Origin of the sequence: Adhaeribacter arboris (assembly GCF_003023845.1) — a bacterium.
GTDB lineage: Bacteria > Bacteroidota > Bacteroidia > Cytophagales > Hymenobacteraceae > Adhaeribacter > Adhaeribacter arboris.
Window position 1 is genome coordinate 1,586,954 of sequence record NZ_PYFT01000001.1, and the last position, 24,843, is coordinate 1,611,796.

At 43.9% G+C, this 24,843-nt stretch carries 15 protein-coding genes; 3 read left to right on the plus strand and 12 right to left on the minus strand.

Features of this window, described 5'->3' with window-relative positions:
• Positions 1-93: 93 nt before the first annotated feature.
• Both AHMF7605_RS06605 and AHMF7605_RS06610 read right to left on the minus strand, forming a co-directional pair.
• Positions 94-1,917 (minus strand): glycoside hydrolase family 2 protein, encoded by a 1,824-nt coding sequence (locus tag AHMF7605_RS06605; protein WP_106927629.1) that lies wholly within the window; start codon positions 1,915-1,917, stop codon positions 94-96.
• A gap of 233 nt (positions 1,918-2,150) precedes the next feature.
• Entirely contained in the window at positions 2,151-2,537 is a 387-nt protein-coding gene (locus AHMF7605_RS06610; protein ID WP_106927631.1) for a methionine-R-sulfoxide reductase, read from the minus strand.
• 341 nt (positions 2,538-2,878) lie between these two features.
• Between AHMF7605_RS06610 and AHMF7605_RS06615 the strand changes: the two genes are divergently transcribed.
• Complete coding sequence (locus AHMF7605_RS06615) at positions 2,879-4,138, plus strand: peroxiredoxin family protein (protein WP_106927633.1); 1,260 nt, start codon at positions 2,879-2,881, stop codon at positions 4,136-4,138.
• 72 nt (positions 4,139-4,210) lie between these two features.
• Positions 4,211-5,311: an acyltransferase family protein gene (locus AHMF7605_RS06620; protein WP_106927635.1), complete on the plus strand. Its 1,101-nt coding sequence runs from the start codon at positions 4,211-4,213 to the stop codon at positions 5,309-5,311.
• 95 nt (positions 5,312-5,406) lie between these two features.
• On the opposite strand, the gene AHMF7605_RS06625 is transcribed toward AHMF7605_RS06620, so the two are convergent.
• Positions 5,407-6,384 (minus strand): polyprenyl synthetase family protein, encoded by a 978-nt coding sequence (locus AHMF7605_RS06625; RefSeq protein WP_106927637.1) that lies wholly within the window; start codon positions 6,382-6,384, stop codon positions 5,407-5,409.
• A gap of 278 nt (positions 6,385-6,662) precedes the next feature.
• Entirely contained in the window at positions 6,663-8,015 is a 1,353-nt protein-coding gene (locus tag AHMF7605_RS06630) for a PQQ-dependent sugar dehydrogenase (RefSeq protein WP_106927639.1), read from the minus strand.
• A 481-nt stretch (positions 8,016-8,496) separates the two neighbouring features.
• Between AHMF7605_RS06630 and AHMF7605_RS06635 the strand changes: the two genes are divergently transcribed.
• The gene (locus AHMF7605_RS06635) at positions 8,497-9,930 is read left to right on the plus strand and encodes a glycerol-3-phosphate dehydrogenase/oxidase (RefSeq protein WP_317046504.1); all 1,434 of its coding nucleotides are present in this window, start codon (positions 8,497-8,499) and stop codon (positions 9,928-9,930) included.
• 201 nt (positions 9,931-10,131) lie between these two features.
• Here AHMF7605_RS06635 and AHMF7605_RS06640 read toward each other — a convergent pair whose 3' ends face one another.
• The 8 genes from AHMF7605_RS06640 to dnaB all read right to left on the minus strand — a co-directional run bounded on the left by AHMF7605_RS06640 (position 10,132) and on the right by dnaB (position 24,763).
• Positions 10,132-10,839, minus strand: a complete 708-nt coding sequence (locus tag AHMF7605_RS06640; protein ID WP_106927641.1) for a 3-keto-disaccharide hydrolase — start codon at positions 10,837-10,839, stop codon at positions 10,132-10,134.
• A gap of 283 nt (positions 10,840-11,122) precedes the next feature.
• Positions 11,123-11,887 carry a formylglycine-generating enzyme family protein gene (locus AHMF7605_RS06645; protein ID WP_106933371.1) on the minus strand — a complete coding sequence of 255 codons (765 nt, stop codon included), beginning with the start codon at positions 11,885-11,887 and terminating at the stop codon, positions 11,123-11,125.
• Between the two features lie 552 nt (positions 11,888-12,439).
• Complete coding sequence (locus tag AHMF7605_RS06655; RefSeq protein WP_233218965.1) at positions 12,440-14,695, minus strand: DUF7133 domain-containing protein; 2,256 nt, start codon at positions 14,693-14,695, stop codon at positions 12,440-12,442.
• Between the two features lie 538 nt (positions 14,696-15,233).
• Positions 15,234-16,583 carry a glucoamylase family protein gene (locus AHMF7605_RS06660; RefSeq protein ID WP_106927647.1) on the minus strand — a complete coding sequence of 450 codons (1,350 nt, stop codon included), beginning with the start codon at positions 16,581-16,583 and terminating at the stop codon, positions 15,234-15,236.
• An 18-nt stretch (positions 16,584-16,601) separates the two neighbouring features.
• A complete protein-coding gene (locus AHMF7605_RS06665; RefSeq protein WP_106927648.1) occupies positions 16,602-18,212 on the minus strand; it encodes a glucoamylase family protein in 1,611 nt (536 codons plus the stop codon).
• Between the two features lie 70 nt (positions 18,213-18,282).
• On the minus strand, positions 18,283-19,749 hold the full coding sequence (locus AHMF7605_RS06670; protein WP_106927650.1) for a RagB/SusD family nutrient uptake outer membrane protein: 1,467 nt from the start codon (positions 19,747-19,749) through the stop codon (positions 18,283-18,285).
• A gap of 17 nt (positions 19,750-19,766) precedes the next feature.
• The gene (locus tag AHMF7605_RS06675; protein WP_106927652.1) at positions 19,767-22,739 is read right to left on the minus strand and encodes a SusC/RagA family TonB-linked outer membrane protein; all 2,973 of its coding nucleotides are present in this window, start codon (positions 22,737-22,739) and stop codon (positions 19,767-19,769) included.
• A gap of 452 nt (positions 22,740-23,191) precedes the next feature.
• Positions 23,192-24,763, minus strand: coding sequence for a replicative DNA helicase (gene dnaB / locus AHMF7605_RS06680; protein ID WP_106927654.1), 1,572 nt, complete (start codon positions 24,761-24,763; stop codon positions 23,192-23,194).
• Positions 24,764-24,843 lie beyond the last annotated feature (80 nt).

Consider the following 24,843-nt stretch of genomic DNA (forward strand, 5'->3'; position numbering starts at 1 on the left):
TAACATTATAAAAATATGGCAAAAACAACAACCACAAATATTTATTTTTGCGTGGTTAGTATTCGGAAACGAGTAATACTTTAAATAAATTAATCAGGAAGAGGCTAAAAGTCCCGGTGGAACAGTTAACGCACCGGTATGGGCATCAATTAAACCATTCCGTTCGTCTTCAATGTTGGTCGCTTGGGTATACACATCGCCGGCAATGGGCCGCTGCCGTAGTTCGTGTTTAAATTGCCGGATTCGTTGGGTTCGCTCCTCGGCATCTTTAGGTCCGCCATAATCCGGAAAACCAAATCCGCCCCATTCACTCACGATTAAAGGTACTTGCCGACGGTAAAAAAACGGATCGCCCACCACCAGTGGAAAGGCAGCTACGCCTTCTATTTCACCGTTTATCAACCGATCCAACAATTCCTGCCAATGATCCAGATTTGGCGTGTACAAATGAGCCGTAAGCAAGTCTGATTTTAGTTTGCCTTCCCAGGAAATATGGTGCCAGCCATCATTATCTACCACTAAATACTGCGGATGTTTAATCAGCATATAATGATACATATCCACAATGTATTGCCGGGTTTCGGGATTAGTGGCAATATCCTGCGCTCCCCAATCTTCGTTGTACAAACTCCAGATAATAACCGAAGGATTGGTCTCCAGTAGCGCTAACATCCGGATTAGTTCAGCCCGGTGGTTTTGCCGGCTGAGTGCCGTGGAACTATGCGGACTCGGTACTTCGACCCACAAGAGTAAACCAATTTCGTCGGCCAAATTATAAATGCGAGGATCCACTCCGGCAATATGTACCCGCACTAGGTTACAACCCAAGGCTTTCATGGCGTAAAAGTGCCGCTGCATTTCTTCGTAAGTTGCCGTACCGGGTTGATACAAAATGCCATCCAGATATATTTGCTGATTATTTAAATAAACGTAGCGGCCCCGGGCTTCAATTTTTCTTAAGCCGAACTGCGCTTCAATTTCCGCTATGTATCCATTCGGATCAATGAGCTGCGCCGTTACACAATACAGATTAGGCGTTTCCGGCGACCATAATTTAGCATCCGGCACTTCTACCACTAGACGTTGTTCTTTTTGGCCCGCTTCTAGGGATAATACAAAGTCAGAAGTGGCGAGTGGTTCCGCTTCTTTATTTTGCGAGTACACTTTCAACCGGATCGTATACTTTCCGGGATCGTGGATGCGGGTAGTTAAGTTAAACCGGACCAGGTAATCTTCCACTACACTTATTACCCCAATGCGCGATCGTAACCGGTTGCGCTCCACGGTTTCCATCCAAACACTGCGAACGGCCCCCGTATTGGTTTGGTACCAGATTCCCCCGCGCTTGTAAACGTGCGACTCTTGCTTTCCGCGGGGAATTTCGGCATCCATGGTATCGGCAATGCGCACGTTGAGCCGGTTAACGGGTAGTAAATCCTCTTCTTCAATTTCGTAGGAAAAAGAAGAATATTCCCCGTAATGTACTTCTTCGCCTTCAATGGTACGCAATAAACGGCCATTCAGCCAAACCCGCGTTTCGTAACCACAGGCTCCAAAGGTAAGCTGAAACATAGAAGGGGTTGGATCGCCGTTGTGCTCCGGCCGGGGAAATTCCCGTTCGTACCAAACTACTACTTTATCCTGCCAGGTAACCGGATCTTTTAACCCTTTCGCCGCGGCTAAGTGCATTTCTACACTGCCGGGCCAATGGGCGGTGGTAGTGCAATGCTGCCCCAGGTGCCACTCTTCGCTTAAGCCTTTATCCTCGGGGTCGTAACAAAATTTCCATTCTCCGTCGAGCAGTAAGTAAGTATTCGGGCGTAATACCACGCGGGGCAAAGGGTTCTTAAATTCTTCCGGAGCAGGTGCCGCGGTAGTACTTTTCGTTATCCCTAAATTAGGGCTGGGAACAGACATAGGCGATTTAGTTTTACATACATTACGAACAAGTGCTACTCGCGGATATTAATTTTTTGGTCGCTTTTATTTATTGTAAGGTATTCTAATAACCTAACTTACTATTTCTGCTTCTCTTAAATAAATCCTAAAGTACTAATTAAATAACGTTCGAGATTTAGTTTGGTATAGGTCTACTTGTACAAACAAAAAAGGATGACCATTGGCCATCCTTCTTACATCAACTTTCAGTATTATTGTTGTTCCGGAATAAAATTCATGGATATAGAATTGACGCAATGCCGGGTATTTTTAGGTGTAAACCGCTCTCCTTCGAACACGTGACCCAAATGAGCTTGGCAATTCGCGCAAACGATTTCTTCGCGGTAACCATCTGCATCCAGCACCCGTTCTACGGCTCCAGGTATTTCATCGTCGAAGCTGGGCCAGCCGCAATGGGAATCGAACTTATCCGCAGAGCGGTAGAGCGGGGCATTGCAGCGGCGGCAGATGTACGTACCCGGTTGCTTGTTTTTGTTATACTTACCGGTAAACGGCATTTCGGTACCTTTGTACACAATAACGCGTTCTTCTTCGGGAGTTAGCTTATTATAATTAGTTGTTTTTTCCGGATTATTCATGATCGGTTTAGTTAAGGGTAGTATATATTCATAACTAATTTAAGTTGTCTTTGGTTTGCGAATTAACTTATCGGATAAAATATGTTATCGTAATTAATTAGAAGTACAGGTTTAATAATGAAAGTTTAAACAAAAGTTAAATAATCTTACCCAACTATTTTGAGAAAACCAGCTAATTTCATATTTACTTAATTCTATATTTTCTAAGAAAACCTACTTAAAACCAAAAAATTACTAACCAAAATCGATAGTATAGGTAAACATTACAAAAAATCAACTGTTTCTTTTGTAATTTTGTCTGAAAGCAGGTTGTTTTTCAACGTTTTACTTAATTACTGTATATGAAATTATTTTCTGTTTCTATATTCCTCCGGAGCTTTGTATTGGTGGCGAGTTTATTTTTCGCTCTGAGTTGTAAAAGAGAGCCTAAAGAATTAAAATCGGGTATGTGGCGCGGGGTGCTTACCGTATCGAACCAGGAACTTCCTTTTTTGATGCAAGTTGCCAAACAGGACAACGGTAAAACGGTAGCTTATTTAATTAATGGCGAAGAAAAAATTCTGCTCGACGAAATTTCTATAACCGGCGATTCAATTAAAATACTGCTCCATATTTTTGATGCGGACCTAAAAGCCCACATTGATGACCAGCAGGATGGCTTGAAAGGCAAATGGATTCGGTATAATTTAAAGGAGCCCTACGCCGTACCATTTAGCGCGAAATTAGGGCAAGATTATCGTTTCTCCGAAAAACCCAGTCCGGCTACTTTTAACTATACCGGCAAATGGGATGTACTTTTTAAATACAGTGATGGAACCGAAGAAAAAGTTGTGGGGATATTTGAACAGCAAGGCAACAAACTAAAAGGCACTTTTTTGAGTACTACCGGCGATTACCGTTACCTGGACGGCGAAGTAAACAAAGAAGAATTAAGCCTTTCTACTTTCGATGGCTCGCACGCGTATTTATTTAAGGCCAAACCCAATGGGGAAGGTACGAATAATATTAAAGGCGATTATTGGGCGGGTAAATCCGGTTACGCTTCCTGGACGGGAGTGCGCAACGAAAAGGCGGTATTGCCTGCTGCCGACACCTTAACGTATTTGAAAAAAGGCTACAGCAAGATGAGTTTTTCTTTCCCCAATTTGAGCGGGGAGAAAATATCGCTCAATGACGAAAAATACCGCAATAAAGTAGTAGTGGTGCAATTATTAGGTTCTTGGTGCCCCAACTGCATGGACGAAACTAAATTTTTGGCTCCTTATTACGAAAAAAATAAAAATCGCGGAGTGGAAATTATAGGCTTAGCTTATGAGCAAAGCCCGGAGTTTAACCAAGCCAAAGTGCGGGTAGAAAGAATGCGTGACCGCCTGGAGGTGGGCTACGATTTACTCATTGCCGGCACCCGCGACAAAGAAGCCGCCGCCAAAACTTTACCCATGCTTAATCACGTTCTAGGTTTCCCGACCACTATTTTTATCGATAAAAAAGGGGATGTCCGGAAAATTCACACGGGTTTTTCTGGGCCGGGTACAGGTAAATACTACGAAGAATTTGTGCAGGATTTTAACCAGACAATCGATAAGTTGGTAAAAGAATAGCATTTTTTAAATTTGCCATTAAACAGTGTATTACATTCCGTTTTTTAGTACACGTAAACTTTCGTTACCCGTTTGGCAACTACAACTGCTGTTTCTCCCGTTAAAAACATTTATTTTCCGGCACTTACCGGCATTCGGGCAATAGCGGCTTACCTGGTTTTTAGCGGCCACGTTGATTTAGGAAAATCTATCCTCTCACCGGATTTATTTTTAGCTGTAAAAATGGCCGGGCATTCCAGCCTGGCCGTTTTTTACGTGCTAAGTAGCTTTGTAATTACAACCCGCTACTCCGAAATACTTACTTTCGCGAAGCACAGTTTTTTACCTTTTTACTTGAAACGTTTTGCACGGATTTATCCGGCTTTTTTTATTTTAACTTTAATAATATTATGCTGGCAAAAAGATTTTAACGGCTGGCATTGGTTTTTAAATCTTACTTTTCTGAAAGGATATTTTATCCAAGAAAAATTTACCGGTATTGGACAAGCCTGGTCGATTTCGGTGGAAGAATTTTTTTATTTACTCGCGCCGCTGCTTTTTATAGGCTTTCGGAAATATTCCTGGCAAACCATTATTAGTTTGTATGCCATTGGCTTAGCTATAGTTTACCTGGCCCAGTTACTAGGAAGCAAATCTTTTATGCCAAATCCGGAATTTATGCTGGAGTATACTTTTTTTGGGCGTTGTTTTGAATTTTATTGCGGGTACTGGCTGGCTAAATATTATAAAAACCAACGCTTGAATGGAGTACCTGCTTTTAAATATTTTACTTTATCGGGGTTGATTTTATTAGGTGTTTGTTTAATTTTAATAACGTTTGCGGCGGGCAAGCATTTTCTACTTTTTAATAGCTTACCCGTTTCCATACTCCTGAATAACTTCTTACTCCCCCCGGCCATTGTAGTGTTTTTTTACGGCTTACTTACCGAAAGCACTTTCATTAACCAGGTATTGGGCAGCCGGCTTTTTCAAATTCTAGGCCGCCAATCTTACGCCTTCGCGCTGCTGCACGCCGGGTTATTTTACGAATTTTTGTACTTTCATGTAAGCCCGAACAAGTTTGTTATTTTTCTGTTGCTCAACTTACTGGCAGCGGGTATGTATTACTTCGTAGAAGCTCCGATTTACCATTCGGTAAAACAAAAAATGCGGCTTACATTAATGAACAAGTAGTTGATTTTGTAAAATATCAAAGTATTAAGTCCGAACCATCAGAAATCTTAAGTTGTATTTTTGAGGTCTGTGGACTATGGAACTCCAACTCTGGCTTATTTATCGCGTTCAATTGTGAACCGGATCAGCTGTTCGAGCGAAGTACGGGAAGGCGAAGGTTCGAAGGTGTGCAGAATTTCCAAGGCTTCGTTGGCAAACCGGTGCATGAGTGCAATAGCGTATTCCAGCCCTCCGGAATTTTTTACAAAATCAATTACCTTGGCTACTACCTGGTTTTTGCCGTTGTTATTTTTAACGTTATAAATCATTTGCCGCTTCGTAAGCCAGCTTGCCTGCTGCAACGCATAAATGAGGGGCAGGGTCATTTTTTTTTCTTTAATATCAATCCCTACTGGTTTACCAATTTCAGCGGTACCATAATCAAATAAATCATCTTTAATCTGAAAGGCAATACCCACTTTTTCGCCGAATAAACGGGCTTTCTCAATGTGAGCCAAATCGGCACCGGCCGAGGCCGCTCCTACTGCGCAGCAGGATGCAATAAGAGAAGCCGTTTTTTGCCGGATAATATCAAAATAAACTTCTTCGGTAATATCCAGGCGACGGGCTTTTTCAATTTGCAGTAATTCGCCTTCGCTCATTTCGCGGACGGCGTTGGATACAATCTTTAACAAATCAAAATCATTATTATGCAGCGAAAGCAAAAGTCCTTTTGAAAGCAGATAATCGCCCACTAATACAGCTATTTTATTTTTCCAGAGAGCATTTACTGAGAAAAATCCCCGGCGGTAATTAGCATCATCTACTACATCGTCGTGCACCAGGGTAGCGGTATGCAGTAGTTCAATGAGGGCGGCGCCGCGGTAGGTAGCATCGGAAATGCCGCCGGCAAACAAGTTAGCCGAAAAGAAAACGAACATTGGCCGCATTTGCTTGCCTTTTCGTTTTACAATGTAGCTCATTATCTTATCGAGCAATAACACTTTAGAACGCATCGATTGGCGAAATTTTGTTTCAAATTCGCGCATTTCCACTGCGATCGGGGCTTGTATCTCGTCTAAGGTTATATTCATTTTGCAGGCGGCACAATATTACAATGCCCACTTATTGAATCCAAGTATCTGAAGGCAAAATATCAAAACGGAAAGTTCTTCTAAGGAATAGGAGAAAATGAATGGCAAGTATATTATAGCCAGCAAAACGTTTTTAGTATTTTACTTCCCGAAACAATTTTAATAATATGCTGCCTCCCCTTACTTGTTTTTAATGAAGATTTCTGGAAGGTGTAAAAAATATATTTGCATAAAAAAAGCCTCCGGTTGGAGGCCTTTTTATGAATGAAATTTAAATTTTATTTCGGACGAACTTGCCACAGGGTGTTGGCGGCGTCATCGGCTACTAATAAAGCTCCGCTTGGCAGAACCGCTAAACCTACTGGTCGGCCATATACTTCGCTTTTATCCGCATCGGCAATAAAGCCGGTTAAAAAGCTTTCGGGCTTACCGGCAGGTTTTCCATCTTTAAACGGAACATAAACAACTTTATAACCGGCAAATTTAGAACGGTTCCAGGAACCATGCTGACCCACAAAGGCCCCGTTGCGGTACTTCTCCGGAAATAGTTTACCGTCGTAAAAAGTAAGGCCTAAGCTAGCCGTATGGGAGCCCAGCGGAACATCAGGCACCAACGTTTTTTTCACCATTTCGGGTTGTTGTTCTTTTTCCATGCGAGGGTCCGGGTGCGGGCCCCAGTAGGCAAATGGCCAACCGTAAAAGCCGCCTTCGCGCACGCTGGTTAAATAATCGGGTACCAAATCATCGCCTAGGTTATCACGTTCGTTTACTACGGTGTATAAGGTTTTGGTACCCGGCGCCCAGTCCATACCTACGGGGTTACGCAAACCGCTGCCGAAAACCCGTTCCCCAGAGCCATCCGGGTTTATTTCCAGAATATTAGCGCGCCGTTTTTCGTTATCCAAGCCGTTTTCGGCCACATTACTGCCCGATCCTACCGAAATATAAATCTTCGAGCCATCGGCATTCGCCACTATGTTACGGGTCCAGTGATTATTGTATCCGCCGGCGGGTAGGTCCAGGATTTTCTTACCCTCACCGGTGATGTGGTCTTGCCCGGTTTTATAAGGATATTTCCAGAGGCCGTCGGTATTTGCTACGTAAAAAGCATCGTTCAAAACCAGCATGCCTAAGGGCTGGTGCAGGTCTTCCAGAAAAGTAGTATGCACTTCTGGCTTGCCGTCTTGGTTCGTATCCCGGAATAAGGTAATACGGTTAGCGCTACCGCCGGTATTTACCTTGGTACTTTTGCCGGTGCCCACATTTTGCACTTTTTTAAAAATACTTTCTTCGGTACTGGATTCCGCTACTAAAATATCGCCGTTGGGGGCCACGTAAATCCAGCGGGGATTGCGCAATTTTTCGGCAAATTTAGTAACCGTAAAACCAGCCGGAGCTGTGGGTGTTTTACCCGCAGGCCAACCAATTACTTTACTGTTTTTAGCCGTAGGAGGCGTGGCAAACGGCTTAGGCAAGGTGTCGTTTTCAGCGCTGGTGGCAGTGGCCGCAGTACTATCGCTGGAAGCAGCAGAGTCGGTATTGGTAATGGATTCGGTTTTCTGGTTAGAATTGCAAGCGGTAAAAGCAAGAGCAAACAAAATACTACAAAGGTTTAACGGAAATTTTCTCATAGCAGGCATTTAAGTTTAAATTCATAATCATTTTTTGTACAAAATAAGCTTTAGAAGTACATAGCAATATATAGCTCATTTTGTTTGAAATTAAATACGAGTAACCCGACAAGTCGTTAAAATAAATTCCCGAAGTTTTATTATTTTTTTACATCAAGCCTCTTTCCATAGCATTAATGAGGAGATTAGTATGTCTTTAAACTTATTATCCATTATTTGGCATTGATTTTTGATTTTATTTGTAAATAGCTGTTAATAAGGTAAGGCGCTGTTAAACTCCTTAGATTAAAAATTTTTACTAATACCGATAACTCATAATTATCTTTCAGTGCTCTATCGGACAGAAAAATCCTAAAATGAACAGAAATTCGGTCTTAGAAATAATACAAAAAGATATTACCTGGGATGTAATTATAATTGGGGGGGAGCTACCGGCATCGGCGCAGCCTTAGAGTCATCAACCCGCGGATACAAAACTTTATTGCTCGAGCAATCGGATTTTACCAAGTCTACTTCCAGTAAAAGTACTAAACTGGTGCACGGTGGGGTACGTTACCTGGCGCAAGGTGATATTAAACTAGTACGGGAGGCAAGTTTAGAACGGGGGTTACTTTGCCGCAATGCGCCCCATCTGGTCAAAAATCAAACTTTTATTATTCCGAGCTATAGTTGGTGGGAGCGTCCTTGGTTTACCATAGGTTTAAAATTATACGATTTACTAGCTGGCAAGCTCAGTCTGGGCCCATCGGTGGCCATTTCTGCTAAAGAAACTATTGCCTATATACCTACCATTAAAACGCAAAAACTACGGGGGGGTGTACTATACCACGACGGGCAATTTGACGATTCAAGACTGGCGATTAATGTCCTACAAACTGTTTTTGAACAAGGTGGTTACGCTATCAATTACCTGCTGGTAACAAATTTGCTAAAAGATGAAAAAGGTAAATTAATCGGGTTGCAGGCTTACGATGCAGAAAATAACCAGCCGTATACGATACGCGGTAAAATAATTTTAAATGCTACCGGCGTTTTTACCGACCAAATCCTGAAAATGGACAATCCGGGTAATGCAACTTCTATTCGCCCGAGCCAAGGCGTGCATTTGGTATTAGATAAAGAGTTTTTACCCGGCGACCACGCGCTTATGGTTCCCAAAACGGACGATGGCCGGGTCTTGTTTTTAGTACCCTGGCACGGCAAAGTGATTGTGGGTACTACCGATACGCCTATTACCGAATCTTCCCTGGAACCACGGGCCTTGGAAAGTGAAATTGATTTTATTTTAACTACCGCCGGACGCTATTTAACCCGACCTCCGCAAAGGGCGGATGTACGCAGTGTATTTGCCGGCTTACGCCCGCTAGCCGCAGTAAACGGGAATTCTCAACGCACCAAAGAAGTATCGCGCAGTCATAAAATTATGGTTGCCCCATCCGGATTAGTATCTATCTTAGGCGGCAAATGGACTACTTTCCGGAAAATGGCCGAAGAGGTAATGGACGTGGTAGAAACAACCGCCAACTGGCCACCTAAACCTTCGGTAACCCGGGAGTTAAAAGTACACGGGGCTGCTACTCCCGATCCTTTGAATATATTAAGTAATTATGGCACCGATGCGACTCGTATTCAGGCATTAATAGCCGAGCGGCCGGAATTAGAAGAATATCTAAGCAGTCATTTAAAAATTATAAAAGCGCAAGTAATTTGGGCGGTACGCGAAGAAATGGCCCGCACCGTAGAAGATGTGCTCGCCCGCCGAGCACGGGCCTTGTTGTTAGATGCCCGCGAAAGCATACGGTTAGCGCCCGAAACGGCTCGCTTAATGGCGCAGGAACTAGGCTATTCTGAAAAATGGCAACAGCAGCAAGTACAACAATTTACGCAGGTAGCACAAGGTTATTTATTAACATAACCGTTCGTTGCCGGTAGCACCCGTATGCAATCAGGAACCACTTTACTTATATTTCAGCTGCCTTTAGTGGGTACTTTCAGGATAGAAAGTAATGATAATAAGTTTATGTCAGGCTTATCCGGCGGAAAGTACTAATTAACCAACCTTGAGAGGCATACTTTTTCAGCCTAACCTACTTTTCTCTCCTTCGAATCTAGTTTATCATTCTTTTAAATTATCCGGCAACTCTTTTATGGCGATATTACGGAAACGGTGCATAGCGCCAGGGGCCCAGGAATCCAGAATATTCCAGCCTACAACCGTGGACGAATACAAAGCCGTCCAATGAGATTGAAAACCAATCATACCTTTGGTAGCGCCGGCCATAAAATCGTTTTTAGGTTGAGTTATGTCCCACATTTCCACGTTGTTTATCCATAAAGTAATACGCGGCACCTCGCCTACCATCCTGATCCGGAAAGAATTCCAATCGTTGGCTCGCCAAACTTTGTTCCGGCCATTTGTTTTGGCTTCCCGGCCTACCGGCATGCGTTCGCCGAGCAAGTTACCGGTACTGCCGGCAGCTTCGTCCAACTCAATCTGGTAAGCAATGCCGCTTTCGGAAGATCGGATAAAAATACCACCGTTGGTGAAAGAATCTATTCTGGCTTCGAGATAAAGCTCAAAATTTTTAAATTTTTTGTAGCTCAACAGCACTCCTCCCTGCCCGTAAGGATTCTGTCGGAGTACAATAGTACCCTTCTCAACCCGCACATCAGGGGTGGTACCCTGGTGGGTGGTGCGGCTAATGTGCCAGCCTTGCAAGTTTTTCCCGTTAAAAATAGATTTAAATCCAGCCGGTATTTGCGCCCAAGCCGGAGAAATTAATAGATTAGAAAGAAGTAGAATCAGAATTTTTTTTATTTGCATGTGCTGAATTGGATTGGTAGAACGAACCTTGTAAATTTCTACTAATTGCGGCCGCTAATACTCAGAATAGCTACCTCCTATTAGTTTAAAGGCTACTTTTGTTAGTTACAAACTGGTTACTATGGTTAGACACCAGATACGCTTTGCTATACCGGCGCCAGAGGAAGCTAGAAGTATCAACAGAACTAAAATTTTAAATATAGACAACAATACCACAAAACTTTAGCCCAACCCAGGAAAACATGCCCGATTATATAGCAACGCATAACTTTCAACTCTTAACTCACTTGTTTGCTTTCATCACTAGCCTAACACCGATATCAAAACCATTCCCAGGGCCAGCGGCATGGGTCAGGTACGTGGCATTTTTTACGTCGCCGGTGAAAGAAGCGCCTTTTAAAACGTGTTCTTTACCGGTACGGGGCGGTACCGGATCGGCAAATATTTTTTCGTTATAATAATCCTGCACCCATTCCCATACGTTGCCCAACATGTCGTAAATACCCCAGGAATTCGGCTTTTTCTGTCCAATCGGGCTGGTTGTTGTACCACCCAAAACGGCTACTTCGTTTATTTCGGACCAAGGAATGTCTTCTGTGGCACCGGCTCGGGCGGCGTACTCCCATTCAAATTCGGTAGGTAAGCGGTAAGTGTGTTGTTTATCTTGTGCATTTAATTTTTTCACAAAAGCTTGTGCCTCCTCCCAGGTTATATTTTCGACGGGGTGTTTAGCGGCGTTATCTTTCACCTTATTTTTTTGAAATAAAGCCGGATTGCTGCCCATAATTTTTTGCCATTGTTCCTGGGTTACTTCGAATTTACCAATGTAATAAGGCTGATTCAGGTTCACCGTAAAACCCGGTCTAGCCGATTTTTGCGCCATTGCAGCGGCAGTTTTGTAAGCGCTCGGGGGTAAAGTTGGTCGGTCTAGTTTCTCTTTGGGCGGCTCTCCTACTCCCGGCTGAAACTTCCCCACCACCATACTGCCCGGTTTTACTAGCACGAACTCCATCCCGAACTTATTGGTGAAGGTGGCGGGTTGAGCCAAGAGTTTTAATGGTAACAGCAAGAGGATGAAACCAATTTTTATTACTGGTTTGATGGAAAACGTATGATAACATATTAAAGCTAAATCGAACATTTTTGGTTTACAATAAGATTTAATCCGAAGCTTCCCTCCTATAGATTAGGAGGGGCAGGGGTGATTGTCTTTATCATTATGTTTTTACTTGGAGCCTTTTCCAGTCTCCAGGCACGGGTGCTATCTAGTTTGATGAGTAACCAGCTTGCCTCCTGGCCGGTGGGCCCCGTTTGGCTCTTCCGGGCTGGTCTAAGCTTCCTTCTCTCCTGCGTCGAGGTGCCTCGGCACCGGAACCTTAGAAGGCCCTCCACAGCCAAACGGGTATTAGTTATTCTTAGCAAAAGTTTATACAATTATTAATACCCTAATTTTAAATTATTCTAAATTTATTAAGCGCGAAAGTAAGTTTAAGCTGTTGTATTCCACTTTTGAGCCGAGTTCAATTAACTATTCAACCAATTTTTAGTGAATAATAGCTATTGAAAACCGTGTTTCAGGTTGAAATCTGCAACCTCCTACTTATTTTGCCCAGTTGGTGTTTTCGTTGCGGCCTAATTTAAAAATCTCGAGCATTTGCAGGGTCATGCCTTCGGGGATTTTTGGGGTATTGGCCCGGACATTCTTCACTTCTTCCGCGGTTACCACCGAGGCATTATTCCCGATTTCGCCGCTGTTGCGCACGTAACTTAGCACCGAAGCAATCCATTCATCGTCGTTGTGGCCCATGGCCGGCATGATATCCGGATACGTTTTACCGTCAACTGGTCCCCTTAATCCGTTTAAAAGTAATTGGGTTAATAGAACCTTGTCTCCTTTTACCCGCGGCGAACCGGCTAATGGCGGAGCCGGCATTTCGCCACCACCCAATGACCGCCCCTTTCCATCCGGACCGTGACAACTCGCGCAAAGTTGTTTAAAAATTACCGCTCCTTTAGAGACCAGTTGGCGATCTGCCGGACTTAAATTCTTAGACCGAGCTTTTTCGGCGGCTAATGCTTTTTGCGTTTCCACGAAAGTAGTGTTGGAATATTGCAGCAGCTCGTTATTAGGATTGGCCGCAATTAAGTCTTTTACGGTGGCTTGGGCTGCTTCACTTTTATTCGTCCGTAACGATAAAGCCAGTTGAATCCGAACATCGGCGCTTGGGTCATTTTTTAAGGTGCTTAACTTTTGGATAACTTCCGGATCGTTTTTCGCCAGAAAATTTTCGCTAATCCAAACGGCCGTTTTTCTTACTTGTGGTTCTTCGTCGGCTAAAGCTTGAAATAACGTGACTTTATCTATCGCATTTAAACCTTCTAAAGTCCACAATGCGTGAATACGGGCCAAGTGATTGGGTTGCTCTTGGGCAGAAGTCATTTTCTTTAAAGCCGGAATTACCGATTGATCGTTACGCACAATCAGCAAAATCTGGGCATTGTCGCGCCACCAGCCGTTCGGGTGATTTAAATATTTTACTAACTGGCTGCTGGGTTCGTTCAACATGTTGGGACGGCGGTTATCGGGTTTAAAATCTTTGTGTACAACCCGGTAAATGCGGCCCATACCCCGGTTTTTGTCTAAGCCTTTTTCGGCTATAACCCCTCCTAGGTAGGAACCCGGCCCCGACCATTCGCTTTCCTGAATAATACCGTGGTACATATCTACAAGGTAAAAACAACCGTCCGGGCCCGTATTGGTATTAATGGGCCGGAAGTTCATATCGGCGGAAGCCAGCCAATCCTTTTTCTCGTAAGCATCTTTAATGTAAATCTTGCCTTCTTTATTCGTGACTTTACCGCGTTTGATTACCCGGCCTACGGGTTCCGGAATAAAATAATCCCCCTGCATATCGGCGGGTAAGCGGTCGCCGCGAAAAATCGATTGGCCGCAGCCGGATGTAAAATGGTTGAGCGTATTATCTTCGGAGCGCAAAGCTTCTTTTCCGCCTTGGGCATCCACGGTACCAATAATCGGCCACGGAATCGCAAACTCGGGCGTGTACTGATCTTTAAAATTTAAAGCGCCATAAGCCGGCATCTGCTGAATTTGCACCGCGGGCAAACCCGGACCCGCTTCCGAATAAAATAACCGGCCGTAATTATCAGCGGTTAGTCCCCACTGGCCAATCATATTATCGACCAAGGTATCAGCGATTAACTTACCGTTCTGGTATTTGTAGCGCAGATTATCGCGCGTTGGATAGATCCAGTTGTCGAGGTTCCAGAGTAAGCCACCGTTTTGGTGCTCCAGGTTCCGTACATCCTGCACATCATTCCGGAACACAATCTTCTTCTCGTCGGCTTTGCCATCGTTATTCGTATCGCGGTAACTCCAGATATGCTGCACATTGGTTTCCTGCACCAATAATTGGTCACCCACTGGTAGCACCACCCGGGGTAAAAGTAAGCTATCGATAAAAATGGTGTATTTATCCATTTTGCCGTCGCCGTTGGTATCTTCCAGGCGCTTAATGCGGCTGGTTCGTTCGTACTCGCCGGTGCCTACGGCATCCTTCATGTACGTATTCATTTCAGCCACGTACAAACGGCCGTTACCGTCCCAAGCCATAGCTACCGGTTCCTGCACCATGGGTTCACTAGCGACTAAATCTAGGCTATACCCCGGCGGTAACTGCACTTTTTTCATGCTTTCTTCCGGCGACAAGGGTGCCACCGGCGGATCTTTATCCACTACCACGCGCTCAAACGGTGGCTCGGCAGCAGTTTGAGTTTGGGCTACCGATTCCTTCTTGGCTGAAGAACAAGCACTCGCCAATAGACTCGCTGCTATCACAACAGCTAGAATTGGTTTAGAAATAAGATTTTTTTTAAATTTTAGATAGACGAACATGAAAATTCAAGTTTTTAGTATTCTACTAACGATTTAATACTTTAGCCTTATACGGATGGAATATTATTTTAGAAATTTAAAAACCGATCGACTAAAAATAGTAACCATAATTAGAGCTTTAAAGGACAACCTGAATCAGAGATAAATATCTAAACTCCTGAAAATACCCGTTTTATGGCTAATCTTGTTAAGTTATTTTCGATTTTACTAGTTCTGCCGCATCTATTTTTCATTCCTTTAGCACCTTAATAGTCAGATTTATTATGCTCTTTTTAATTTAAAGCTGGCGCGAGCGTCCTCGGTCGTGTCTACTATTGGGTAGGCCTCCGGCCGGGCGAACCGATAGCCTAATTTATATGTAATTAAGATAAATTTTTACCGACCAGAGGCCGGACCATATTACTCCCGAACGAGGACGCTCGCGAGAGGAAAACTTATTGCTTGAAATGTGGTCTGTGGACTATCGTCCAGGGACTAAATACTACTTTAACTCCGGGCTTTGAAAACCTAACTTTTTCAAACCTTGCTGCACATCCGGCGAACTCATAAATAGCTTCCAGATTAAACCGGTACGGTAATTTTCAATCATCACGATAATGGGTCCCTGATCGATGGCGAGGTGCGATTGGGCGTACCAGTTTTCGGTTTCGTTAAAAGCATCCACAAAGCCGTATTTGCTCCAGATTTTATCTCCCAGATCGTTATAAAAATGTTTTAGCGCTTGCATGGAATACTCCGGTGTGTACGGGAAGGCAGAAAGGGCCGCAGTAGGAGTGATTACGCCTAAATCTTCGGCGGGGGAATGCGCACCGTAACCTTGGTGGTTATCGCTGGCGGTTAAACCCCAGCAGTTGGGTCCGTAGCCTTTAAACTTTTTCGGATTTTGGAGGCAATAAGCCCGGTTAATTAAGGTATGATTTACATTTTGCTGCCAGTAATCGGCGTACTGGTCTTTTAAACCTTTCGGGTTGAGCCCTAAAAACGAATAATGCGAAAAAAACAAAGGTCCGCCGTAATCAAACCCTAAAGGCAGCTTTATTTTAAAAAAATCCCGGTCGTTGCGAAAAAAATTACTGTTGGTCCAGCCCTGGTGGTAAACGTTGGGATCAATGGCAAATTTAGGCGAAGAGGCCGCTAACACGTAGGTAATCAAACATTCGTTCCAGCCCCGGATCTGGTGGTTCATGCTCCAGCCATTATTGGGGCTCCAGTGCCAGTACAATACATTTTGGCCGCCCTGGGTGTGCCAGTTCCATTCCACGCCTTCCCACATCCACAATATTTTGTTACGCAGCTGGCTTTCGGTAGGATTGTTCTGGGTGAAATATTGCCGGGCACAAATCAGACCTTGAAACAAAAACGACGTTTCTACCAAATCACCCCCGTCATCCTTCGGGCTAAACCGAATAACTTTGCCGGTAGCCCCATCGAGCCAATGCGGAAACACGCCGTGAAACTGATCGGCTTTCCAAAGAAAGTTGACAATTTTTAACGTGCGCTCGGCGGCTTGCTGGCGCGTAATCCAGCCCCGCTCGGCGGCCACAATAATACCCATTAAGCCAAACCCGGTACCCCCAGTAGTTACCACTTCGTCGCCGTAATCAAAAGATTGGTTGCTGCGTTCGCGAGCCATGCCGCTAATTGGGTGGGCAAAATCCCAGAAATAAGCAAACGTTTGTTTTTGCACCAAGTCCAGCAACTGCTCGTCCGACAGGTTTTTAGGTCGCGAACTATCAAAAACATTCGTGTTTTTTTGGAACTTCGTTTTTTGTGCCTGCAGTAATCCGGGCGTTAGAACAAGGCCGATTAAAATAAGAAGAACGTTTTTCATAGGCGGATTTTTTTAAATTTAATGCAAGTAAACGGCTAATTTCTTCTCCCCAGCTGCGCTGCCTAAGTGCAAAGTATATTTCCCAGGCGGTACATTTTCGCCGAATGTTACCGGGTACAAGCCAGGCGCTTTGGGCTCTTGCGGCCAGATATTTTCCGCTACGGTACCATCTTCCTTTTCCAAGTTTAAGGTAAAGCTTCCGGCTGTTTGTATGGCTACATCTAACGGGTATTTATTTTGGTCAGGGTGTTTTAGTAAATCGTATAAACCAGATCTAATTTCGGGTATGGCCAAGTAAAAACCCGTTTCCGGTTTGGGTTGTTGAATGTTGGCTATTAGTAAACCATTCTGCACTTCGGGTATTTTAGTAAATAATTCCCAAAGTAACCTACTACGGTAATTTTCGATCATTATAATAATAGGTCCTTGGTCAATGGCCAGATAATCTTTAGCCACCCAACCTTTCGATCGGTTATAAGCATCGTAAAAGCCGTATTTGCCATAAAGCTGTTTACCTAAAGTAGTATACAAATGTCGCAGCACCTGCATGGAGTAATAAGGTGTATAAGGCATGGAACTAATAGCTGCCGTGGGAGCTATGGTGCCATTATCGTCGGTTGGCTGATGCGCTTTGTAGCCATCCGGATCATCAGAAGCAGTAAGTCCCCATAAACTGGTATGATAGCCGTAAGCTTTGGGGGCTTCGTACAAGCAATAAGCGCGGTCAATGAGGGTATGTTTCACGTTTTGTTCCCAGTAAAAGGTGTACTGGTCTTGCATTTGGCGGGGATCCAGACTCAAAAAAGAATAATGGGCGAAAAATAAGGGGCCGCCGAAGCCAGGACCAATGTTAAGAGTATATCCCTCAGAAGGCAATCCATTGGTAAAACCCGGTGAGTGAAAAGTATTCTGATAAACTGTCGGCGAGATGGCATACGTGGGAGAACTTAAAGCTAGAATATAGGTAATCAGGCATTCGTTCCAGCCCCGGATGGGCATATTCATTTCCCAATTATAATCCGGACTCCAGTGCCAGTATAAAAGATTATCTCCGCGCGAGGCGTACCAATTCCATTCTACGGTTTCCCACAATTGGGTTATTTTACTGCGTAATTCAGTTTCTTTGGCATCGGCATTATTAAAATAAGCCCGGGCCGTTAACAAGCCATTTATCAGGAAAGAAGTTTCTACCAAATCGCCGCCGTTATCTTTCGAGCTAAATGCAATTACTTTACCGGTACTCCCATCGAGCCAATGACTCCAGGCCCCGTGAAACCTATCTGCCGAATTTAAGAAATCGCACATTTTGGTAAGACGCTCAACGGCCTCCGACCGGGTAATCCAACTGCGGTTTACGCCCACAATAATAGCCGAAATCCCAAAGCCAGTGCCGCCACTAGTAACTAAATCGCCGGAACCGGAACGTTCCCGGGCCATACCCGAAACAGGATGGCCATATTCCCAGAAATATTGGAGAGTAGCTTGCTGAACCTTATCTAAAATTTCTTTGTCGGGCGTAATTGGGATTACATCGGGCGTGATTACCGGCGGAGTAGGATTTTCTTCTTCTGCCTTACAGGAAATGAAGGTAATAAGTATTAAAAGGTAAAGCAGGCGAGAGTAGATCATTCATTAACAACTCAAAAACAATTAAAATAAAAGCAGGAAGCCCGATATTCTGGCTTCCTGCTTTTAATACCTAGTAACCAGGATTTTGAGTGAGTTTTCCGCCGCTCAGTTCAATTTGATTTTGCGGAATGGCGTAAACTTCGTTTTTGCCGGGAGTAAAGCTTTTACCTTGCGCCCGCAATACTTCGGCCGCCCGTCCTTGCCGTACCAAATCAAAGAAGCGATCCCCATTTTCTAAAGCTAATTCCACCCGGCGTTCGTGCCAGATTGTATTTCTTAGTTGGGCCTGATCCGTTGTAGTAACTGGATCTAAACCGGCGCGTTCGCGAACGCGGTTTAAAGAACTTAATGCCTTATCGGTTTGACCTAACTCGTTAGCTGCTTCGGCGTGCATTAATAATACTTCGGCTAAGCGCAAAATCCGGATATTCTGGCCATGTCCGTAACCGCATTCTTTCGCCACGGAGCCGGGCACATAGGCTTTTTGATTATAACGAGGATTATCAGCTGTTTCGAGAATTTTATCACCTTCCGGAGTAACTTCCCCGCGGTATAAAATGGTGGCTTCTTTTCGAACATCTCCGGGTTCGAAGGCATTTTCTAAATCGGTGGTAGGAATACTAAAACCCCAGCCAAAAGTAGGCCGGGCACCTTGTACTTCCGCCCATTGACTGTTAGAAGCATCGCAGTTACCCGATATTACTTCCGCCTGAACTTCAAAAATAGACTCGGCATTGTTCTCCCCCGCAAATCGGAAAATCTGGTAATAATCAGACGTTAAAGAATAAGGCAAAGCCATTACCTGCTCAGTCAGGCTTAAAACCTCGGTCCAGGACTTTTGGTACATTTTTACTTTCGCCAGCATGCCTAAAGCGGCTCCTTTCGTAGCCCGTCCCACATTAGCAGCATCGTAACTTACCGGCAGTACCGCCGATGCATCGGTCAGATCGCTAATAATTAGGGCGTATACCTCTTCCGCAGATGCTCGGGTGGGATTTAACTCTTCTGTTGTTTCCGGAATTTTAGTTACCAGTGGAACGCCGCCGAATGCCCGTACTAAGTTAAAATAATAAAAGGCTCGCAGAAATTTAGCTTCGGCCAGCAAGCGAGCCTTTAAGCTTTCATCCATGGTAATGGCCGGTACTCTGGTGAGCACCTGGTTTGTTAGGTTTATGCCCGCGTATTGTCCGCTCCAGTAATCATTCAGCGTAAATTGGGTGGAGGTAAACGTGAAATTATCAAAATCATTCATAAAGGAAGCATCACCCGGCGTACTCCCTTTTTCTGCATCATCAGACGCAATAGTGGTTAGCGCCAGGTGGGCAAAGGCAGCAACCGGCCAAGACCGCAAGTGCGCGTAAATGGAATTCACTCCCATTACGGCTTGTTCCTGATTCACAAAAAATTCTGATTCTTCTGGCTTACCCTGCGGGTCTACATCTAGGAATTCTTCCTTACAGGAATAAAATCCTCCTAAAGCCAGAATACTAAAACTGATCAGAACTTTACATTTAGTTTTATAAAATATATTTTTCATTTGAAAATAATGCTAGATTAAAAATTAACGTTGACACCGAAATTATAGGTTGCCGAAAGAGGATAAACGTTTAAATCTATCCCGGCATTGGTTGGCGGCCCGCCCACTTCGGGAGTAAAGCCGTTATACTTGAAAAAGGTCACGGGATTCTGGGCATTCGCGTAAAAACGAATGGATTGTATTTTCCATTTACCGGTAAGATTAGTTGGCAGGGTATAACCCACTTGTAAATTTCTAATCCGGATATAATCGCCATTCTCTATGTACCAACTATTCGGATCTAAATTAACCCCGCTCAAATCGGCCGAAGGATAAGAGTTAGAGGTACCTGCCCCGTGCCAGCGATTCTCAAAGAAATCTTTGGTATAATTCTCATTACCAAATCGATTTCCTTTATTAGCATTGTAAATTTCTACTCCGGCCACTCCCTGAATATCTAGTTGCAAGTCGAAATTATAAAAATTAAAGCCCGAATTAATGCCGTAAATAAAACGGGGATTAGGATTACCGATAATGGTTCTGTCCCGGTTATCTATTACCTTATCATTATTTAAATCGCGGTATCTGAAATCGCCCGGTTTAGCAGCAGGTTGAGCGGAACCCGTAACTTCCTGTTCGGTTTGATAAACACCATCCACGACAAACCCATAGAAAGAACCAATAGGATCTCCTAGCCGGGAAATAGTGGTTAAATTACCGGCAACTCCGCCGCTACCGCCATATTGGGGAATGGAAGTATCGATATTAGTAACTTCGTTTCGGTTATAAGCTACGTTAAAGCCCACATTGTACCTAAAGTTGGAAGTTGCTTCGGTATTCCAATTAGCAGCAAATTCAACCCCAGTATTTTTAAAACTGGCAAAATTTCCATTAATAGAACCTCCCAAACCAGATGAGCTTAAAAAAGGAACTCTAAAAATAGCATCTTCGGTTCTTTTATCGTACCAATCTGCTTCTACTGTTAAGCGGTTATTAAGGGTAACCATTTCAAATCCTAAATCAGTTTCCTTTACCACTTCCCACAAAAGAGTAGGTGGAACTGCCTGATCAAAATTACCTCCGGTGTAAGGTATTCCTCCGAAGAAAGCAATATAACCAGGAATTAAACTAGCCGTTTGGTTAAAAACATTTGAAGGTATATTACTATTACCTAATTTACCCCAACTGGCCCGCACTTTCAGGTTATTGATGGCCGTCTGATTTTTCATAAAGGATTCTTCGGTTACCATCCAGCCTAATCCTACAGAAGGAAAAATATCGAACCGGTTGCCTTCCGGAAATTTAGAAGAACCATCGTAGCGCAGACTAGTAGTTAATAAGTATTTATCCTTAAAAGCATAGTTGATTCGCCCGAAATACGAAGCAAAAGTATACAAGTCGCCGGTATTCTGGATTCGGGCCGTTGCCTGATCGCCTAAAGAAAAATAATAAGAAGCTTCCGAATTATTAGGCACATCGTTGATGGTACCAATAACTTCTTCCCAGCGATCTCTTTGAGAGGATATCCCTAATAAAACCGTGAACCGGTTTGCGCCAATTTCTTTACTATACGTTAAGGTATTTTCCCAAAGCCAGCTGTTACTTTTTAGGTTTCCTTTAGTTAAAAGGCTTCTTTCGGCAAATTGAATGGAAGTTAAAGAATCGCGAGATTTATAATTCCGGTAATCACTTACGCCATAGTTTAAACCCAAACTGGTCCGGAAAGTAAAATCTTTTAAGAAAGTTAATTCGCCGAATACATTACCCGTTAACCGTTGGGAGCGATTGACTTGGTTAAACCAATCTAAACTGGCTTGTGGGTTAGAAAAATTACCTAAATTAATACTGGCCGGGTCTCCGTAGCGGCCATTTGCTTCTCTAACCGGTAAAATGGGGGGAGCAACATACGCCTGGTATAAAACTCCGGAAGGAATAGTATCGGTTTTGATGTTCGTGAATATTGCATTATATCCCACCTTAATATTGTTGGTTACTTTAAAATCGGTTTGCAACCGGGCGGTTATCCGTTCAAAATCGTTCTTTTTAACAATACCTTGTTGGTTCAGGTAACTACCACTAAAATTATACGTAATCCGCTCCGTTCCGCCCGACATACTCAACTGATGGTTATGAACCTGGGCAGTACGTAATACCTGATCGTACCAATCCGTAGAAGGAGTAGTTAATGGTAAGGTGCGGGGCTCTTCAATAATGGCAAATTTCTCGTTGATAAGAGTAGCGTATTCCTGGGCATTCGCCATTTCTAAACGGTTGGTTACCTTCTGAATACCCGCAAAACCATTGTAATTAATTCGAGGCGCTCCCGCTTTTCCTTTCCGGGTAGTAACTAACACCACCCCATTCGCGGCCCGCACCCCGTAAATAGAGGCGCTGGAAGCATCTTTTAAAACTTCCATCGACTCAATATCGGCAGGGTTCAAAAAGCTTAAATCCGGCACAAAAGTACCGTCTACCACATAAAGCGGCTCTACTCCACCCTGCGCGGAGCCCACTCCCCGTATCCGGACCTGGGGAGAAGCGCCCGGTGTACCGGTGTTGGTAATTTGCACCCCGGCTACCCGGCCCTGGATAGAGCTCACCGGATTTTGAGAAGATTGTTTTATCAGTTCATCGCCTTTAACCGACGTAATAGAACCGGTTACGTCGCGCTTTTGCTGGGTACCATATCCCACTACTACTACTTCGTTTAACTGGGTAGCATCGGTAGCTAATTGTACGTTAATGGTAGTGCGGTTATTTACCGGCACTTCTTGTTGCTGATAACCAATGTAGCTAAAAACGAGAGTGGCATTGGCGGGAGCATTTACGGTAAAATTACCCTCCACGTCTGTTTGGGCGCCCGAAGTAGTACCTTTAACGAGCACGCTTACTGCAATCAGGGCTTCACCGGTTTTGGCGTCGGTAACCCGGCCCGAGATTGGCACGGCATCCTGGGCATAAAGTAAACGAACAGTAAACAGACACAATAATAGTAAAAGGTGTTTTTTCATATTTGTGCTATAAGAATGAAAGTATAAAATGACATCATCTTTATACGCCCATTTTTAAATTTGATGCTTGCAGAAGGGCTATTTTTTACAGAATATCTAAATACAAAAACCTGATGCGCTGAAAAACAGGAACTTTATTTGAATATTTTTATAATATCTACCTTAAAAAAGGCTTGTAGCAATTCTCATTTAAAACCAAAAGCCTCCCGTAGGAGGCTTTTGGCTAATTATAGATTTATTTTTACTACTTTATAGCTTAGCTTCTAATCATACTTGTGCTTCACCTAATTACAAATTAGAAATTTAGGCTTAAAAGGGTCTCAAGCTGGAATAAATGCTAATTTTTGTTTCTATAAATTAAATGGGACAAACATTAGTAGATACGAACTTTATATTTCATAACAGAATCTAACTTTCAAACTTTTTAACTTTCTAACCTTTCAACCAGCAACTTAAAAAGGTGGCTCTTCGGTATCAAAGCTGGATTTAGGTAAAGAATCGCCGTTCATTTTGCTGGGTAAACGTACGGCATTGCCGCCGCCAAACGGATCGTCAAAATTACTGGGTGGTAAAGCATTGCCGCCACCAAACGGATCGCTGCCGAAGTCGCCTTCCAGGTCGCCGAACTTAGTAAACTTACCAATAAATTTCAGGTTAACGCTGCCGATAGAACCGTTCCGGTGTTTGGCAATAATTACCTCTCCCACACCTTGGGTAGGGTTGCCGAGTTCGTCTTCGGTAATGCCGTAATACTCCGGGCGATACAAAAAGATTACCATGTCGGCATCCTGCTCAATGGAGCCGGATTCCCGTAAGTCGGAAAGCTGCGGTTTTTTATCGCCCCCGCGGGTTTCTACGGCCCGGCTGAGCTGCGACAGAGCAATGACCGGCACGCTTAATTCTTTGGCTAACATTTTTAAAGCCCGCGAAATAGACGCAATTTCTTGTTCCCGGTTACCGCCTACCCCTTTGCCTTCGTTCCCGGTCATCAGCTGCAAGTAGTCGATGATGATCATTTGAATATCGTGCTGGGCTTTCAGGCGGCGGCATTTGGTGCGCAATTCCCGGATAGATAACCCCGGTGTATCATCAATGTAAATGGGGGCTTCAGATAACCGGGAAATTTTGTGGTTGAGCTGCGCCCATTCGTAATCGGCGAGATTTCCTTTTTTAATTTTTTCCCCTTCCAGTTCCGCTTCCGCCGAAATTAAACGGTTAACCAACTGCAACGAAGACATTTCTAACGAAAAAATTGCTACCGGTTTCCGGAAGTCTACGGCCGCGTTCCGCATGGCAGATACGACAAACGCGGTTTTACCCATCGCTGGCCTGGCTGCAAGTATCACTAAATCAGACGGTTGCCAGCCCGAAGTAACCCGGTCCAAAGCCGTAAAACCGCTGGGTACCCCGGTTAAGCCTTCTTTCTGGTTTTTCTTTTCCTCGAGTTCCTTAATGGCTTTGTGCATCAAGGAGCGCATATCGTCGAAGTTTTTGCGGATATTGGCTTCGGATACTTCAAACAACGATTTTTCGGCGTAATCGAGTAAATCAAACACGTCGGTAGTATCTTCAAAAGCTCGTTTTTCTACTTCGCTGGAAATTGAGATAAGGTCCCGCTTAATGGAATTTTCGGTAATAATGCGCGCGTGAAATTCCACGTTAGCCGCCGAGTGGATGCGCGTCGTCAGGTTCATGATGTAGTACGGCCCACCCACAAACTCCAATTCCCCGTCTTCCCGCAATTGCTGCGTAACCGTTAAAATATCAATGGGTTCTGATTTATCAAAAAGCGCCAGGATTGCCTTAAAAATTTTCTGGTGCGCATCTTTGTAAAAACTTTGCGGTTTTAAAATATCAATAACCGTAGTTAAGGCGTCTTTTTCGAGCATTAACGCTCCTAATACCGCTTCCTCTAAATCCAGGGATTGGGGCGGTATTTTACCTAAACCGGCAGTTATAGAACTCTTGCCATTCCAACGGGCATTTTTTCCATCACGGGAAAACTTTACTTTACTCTCCTCCATACACAAATCTAACAAAGTTCTCGATTGGCTTATTAACAATTTATAAACCTTTTCGTCCACAAATCCTTTCGTGCTGGTAC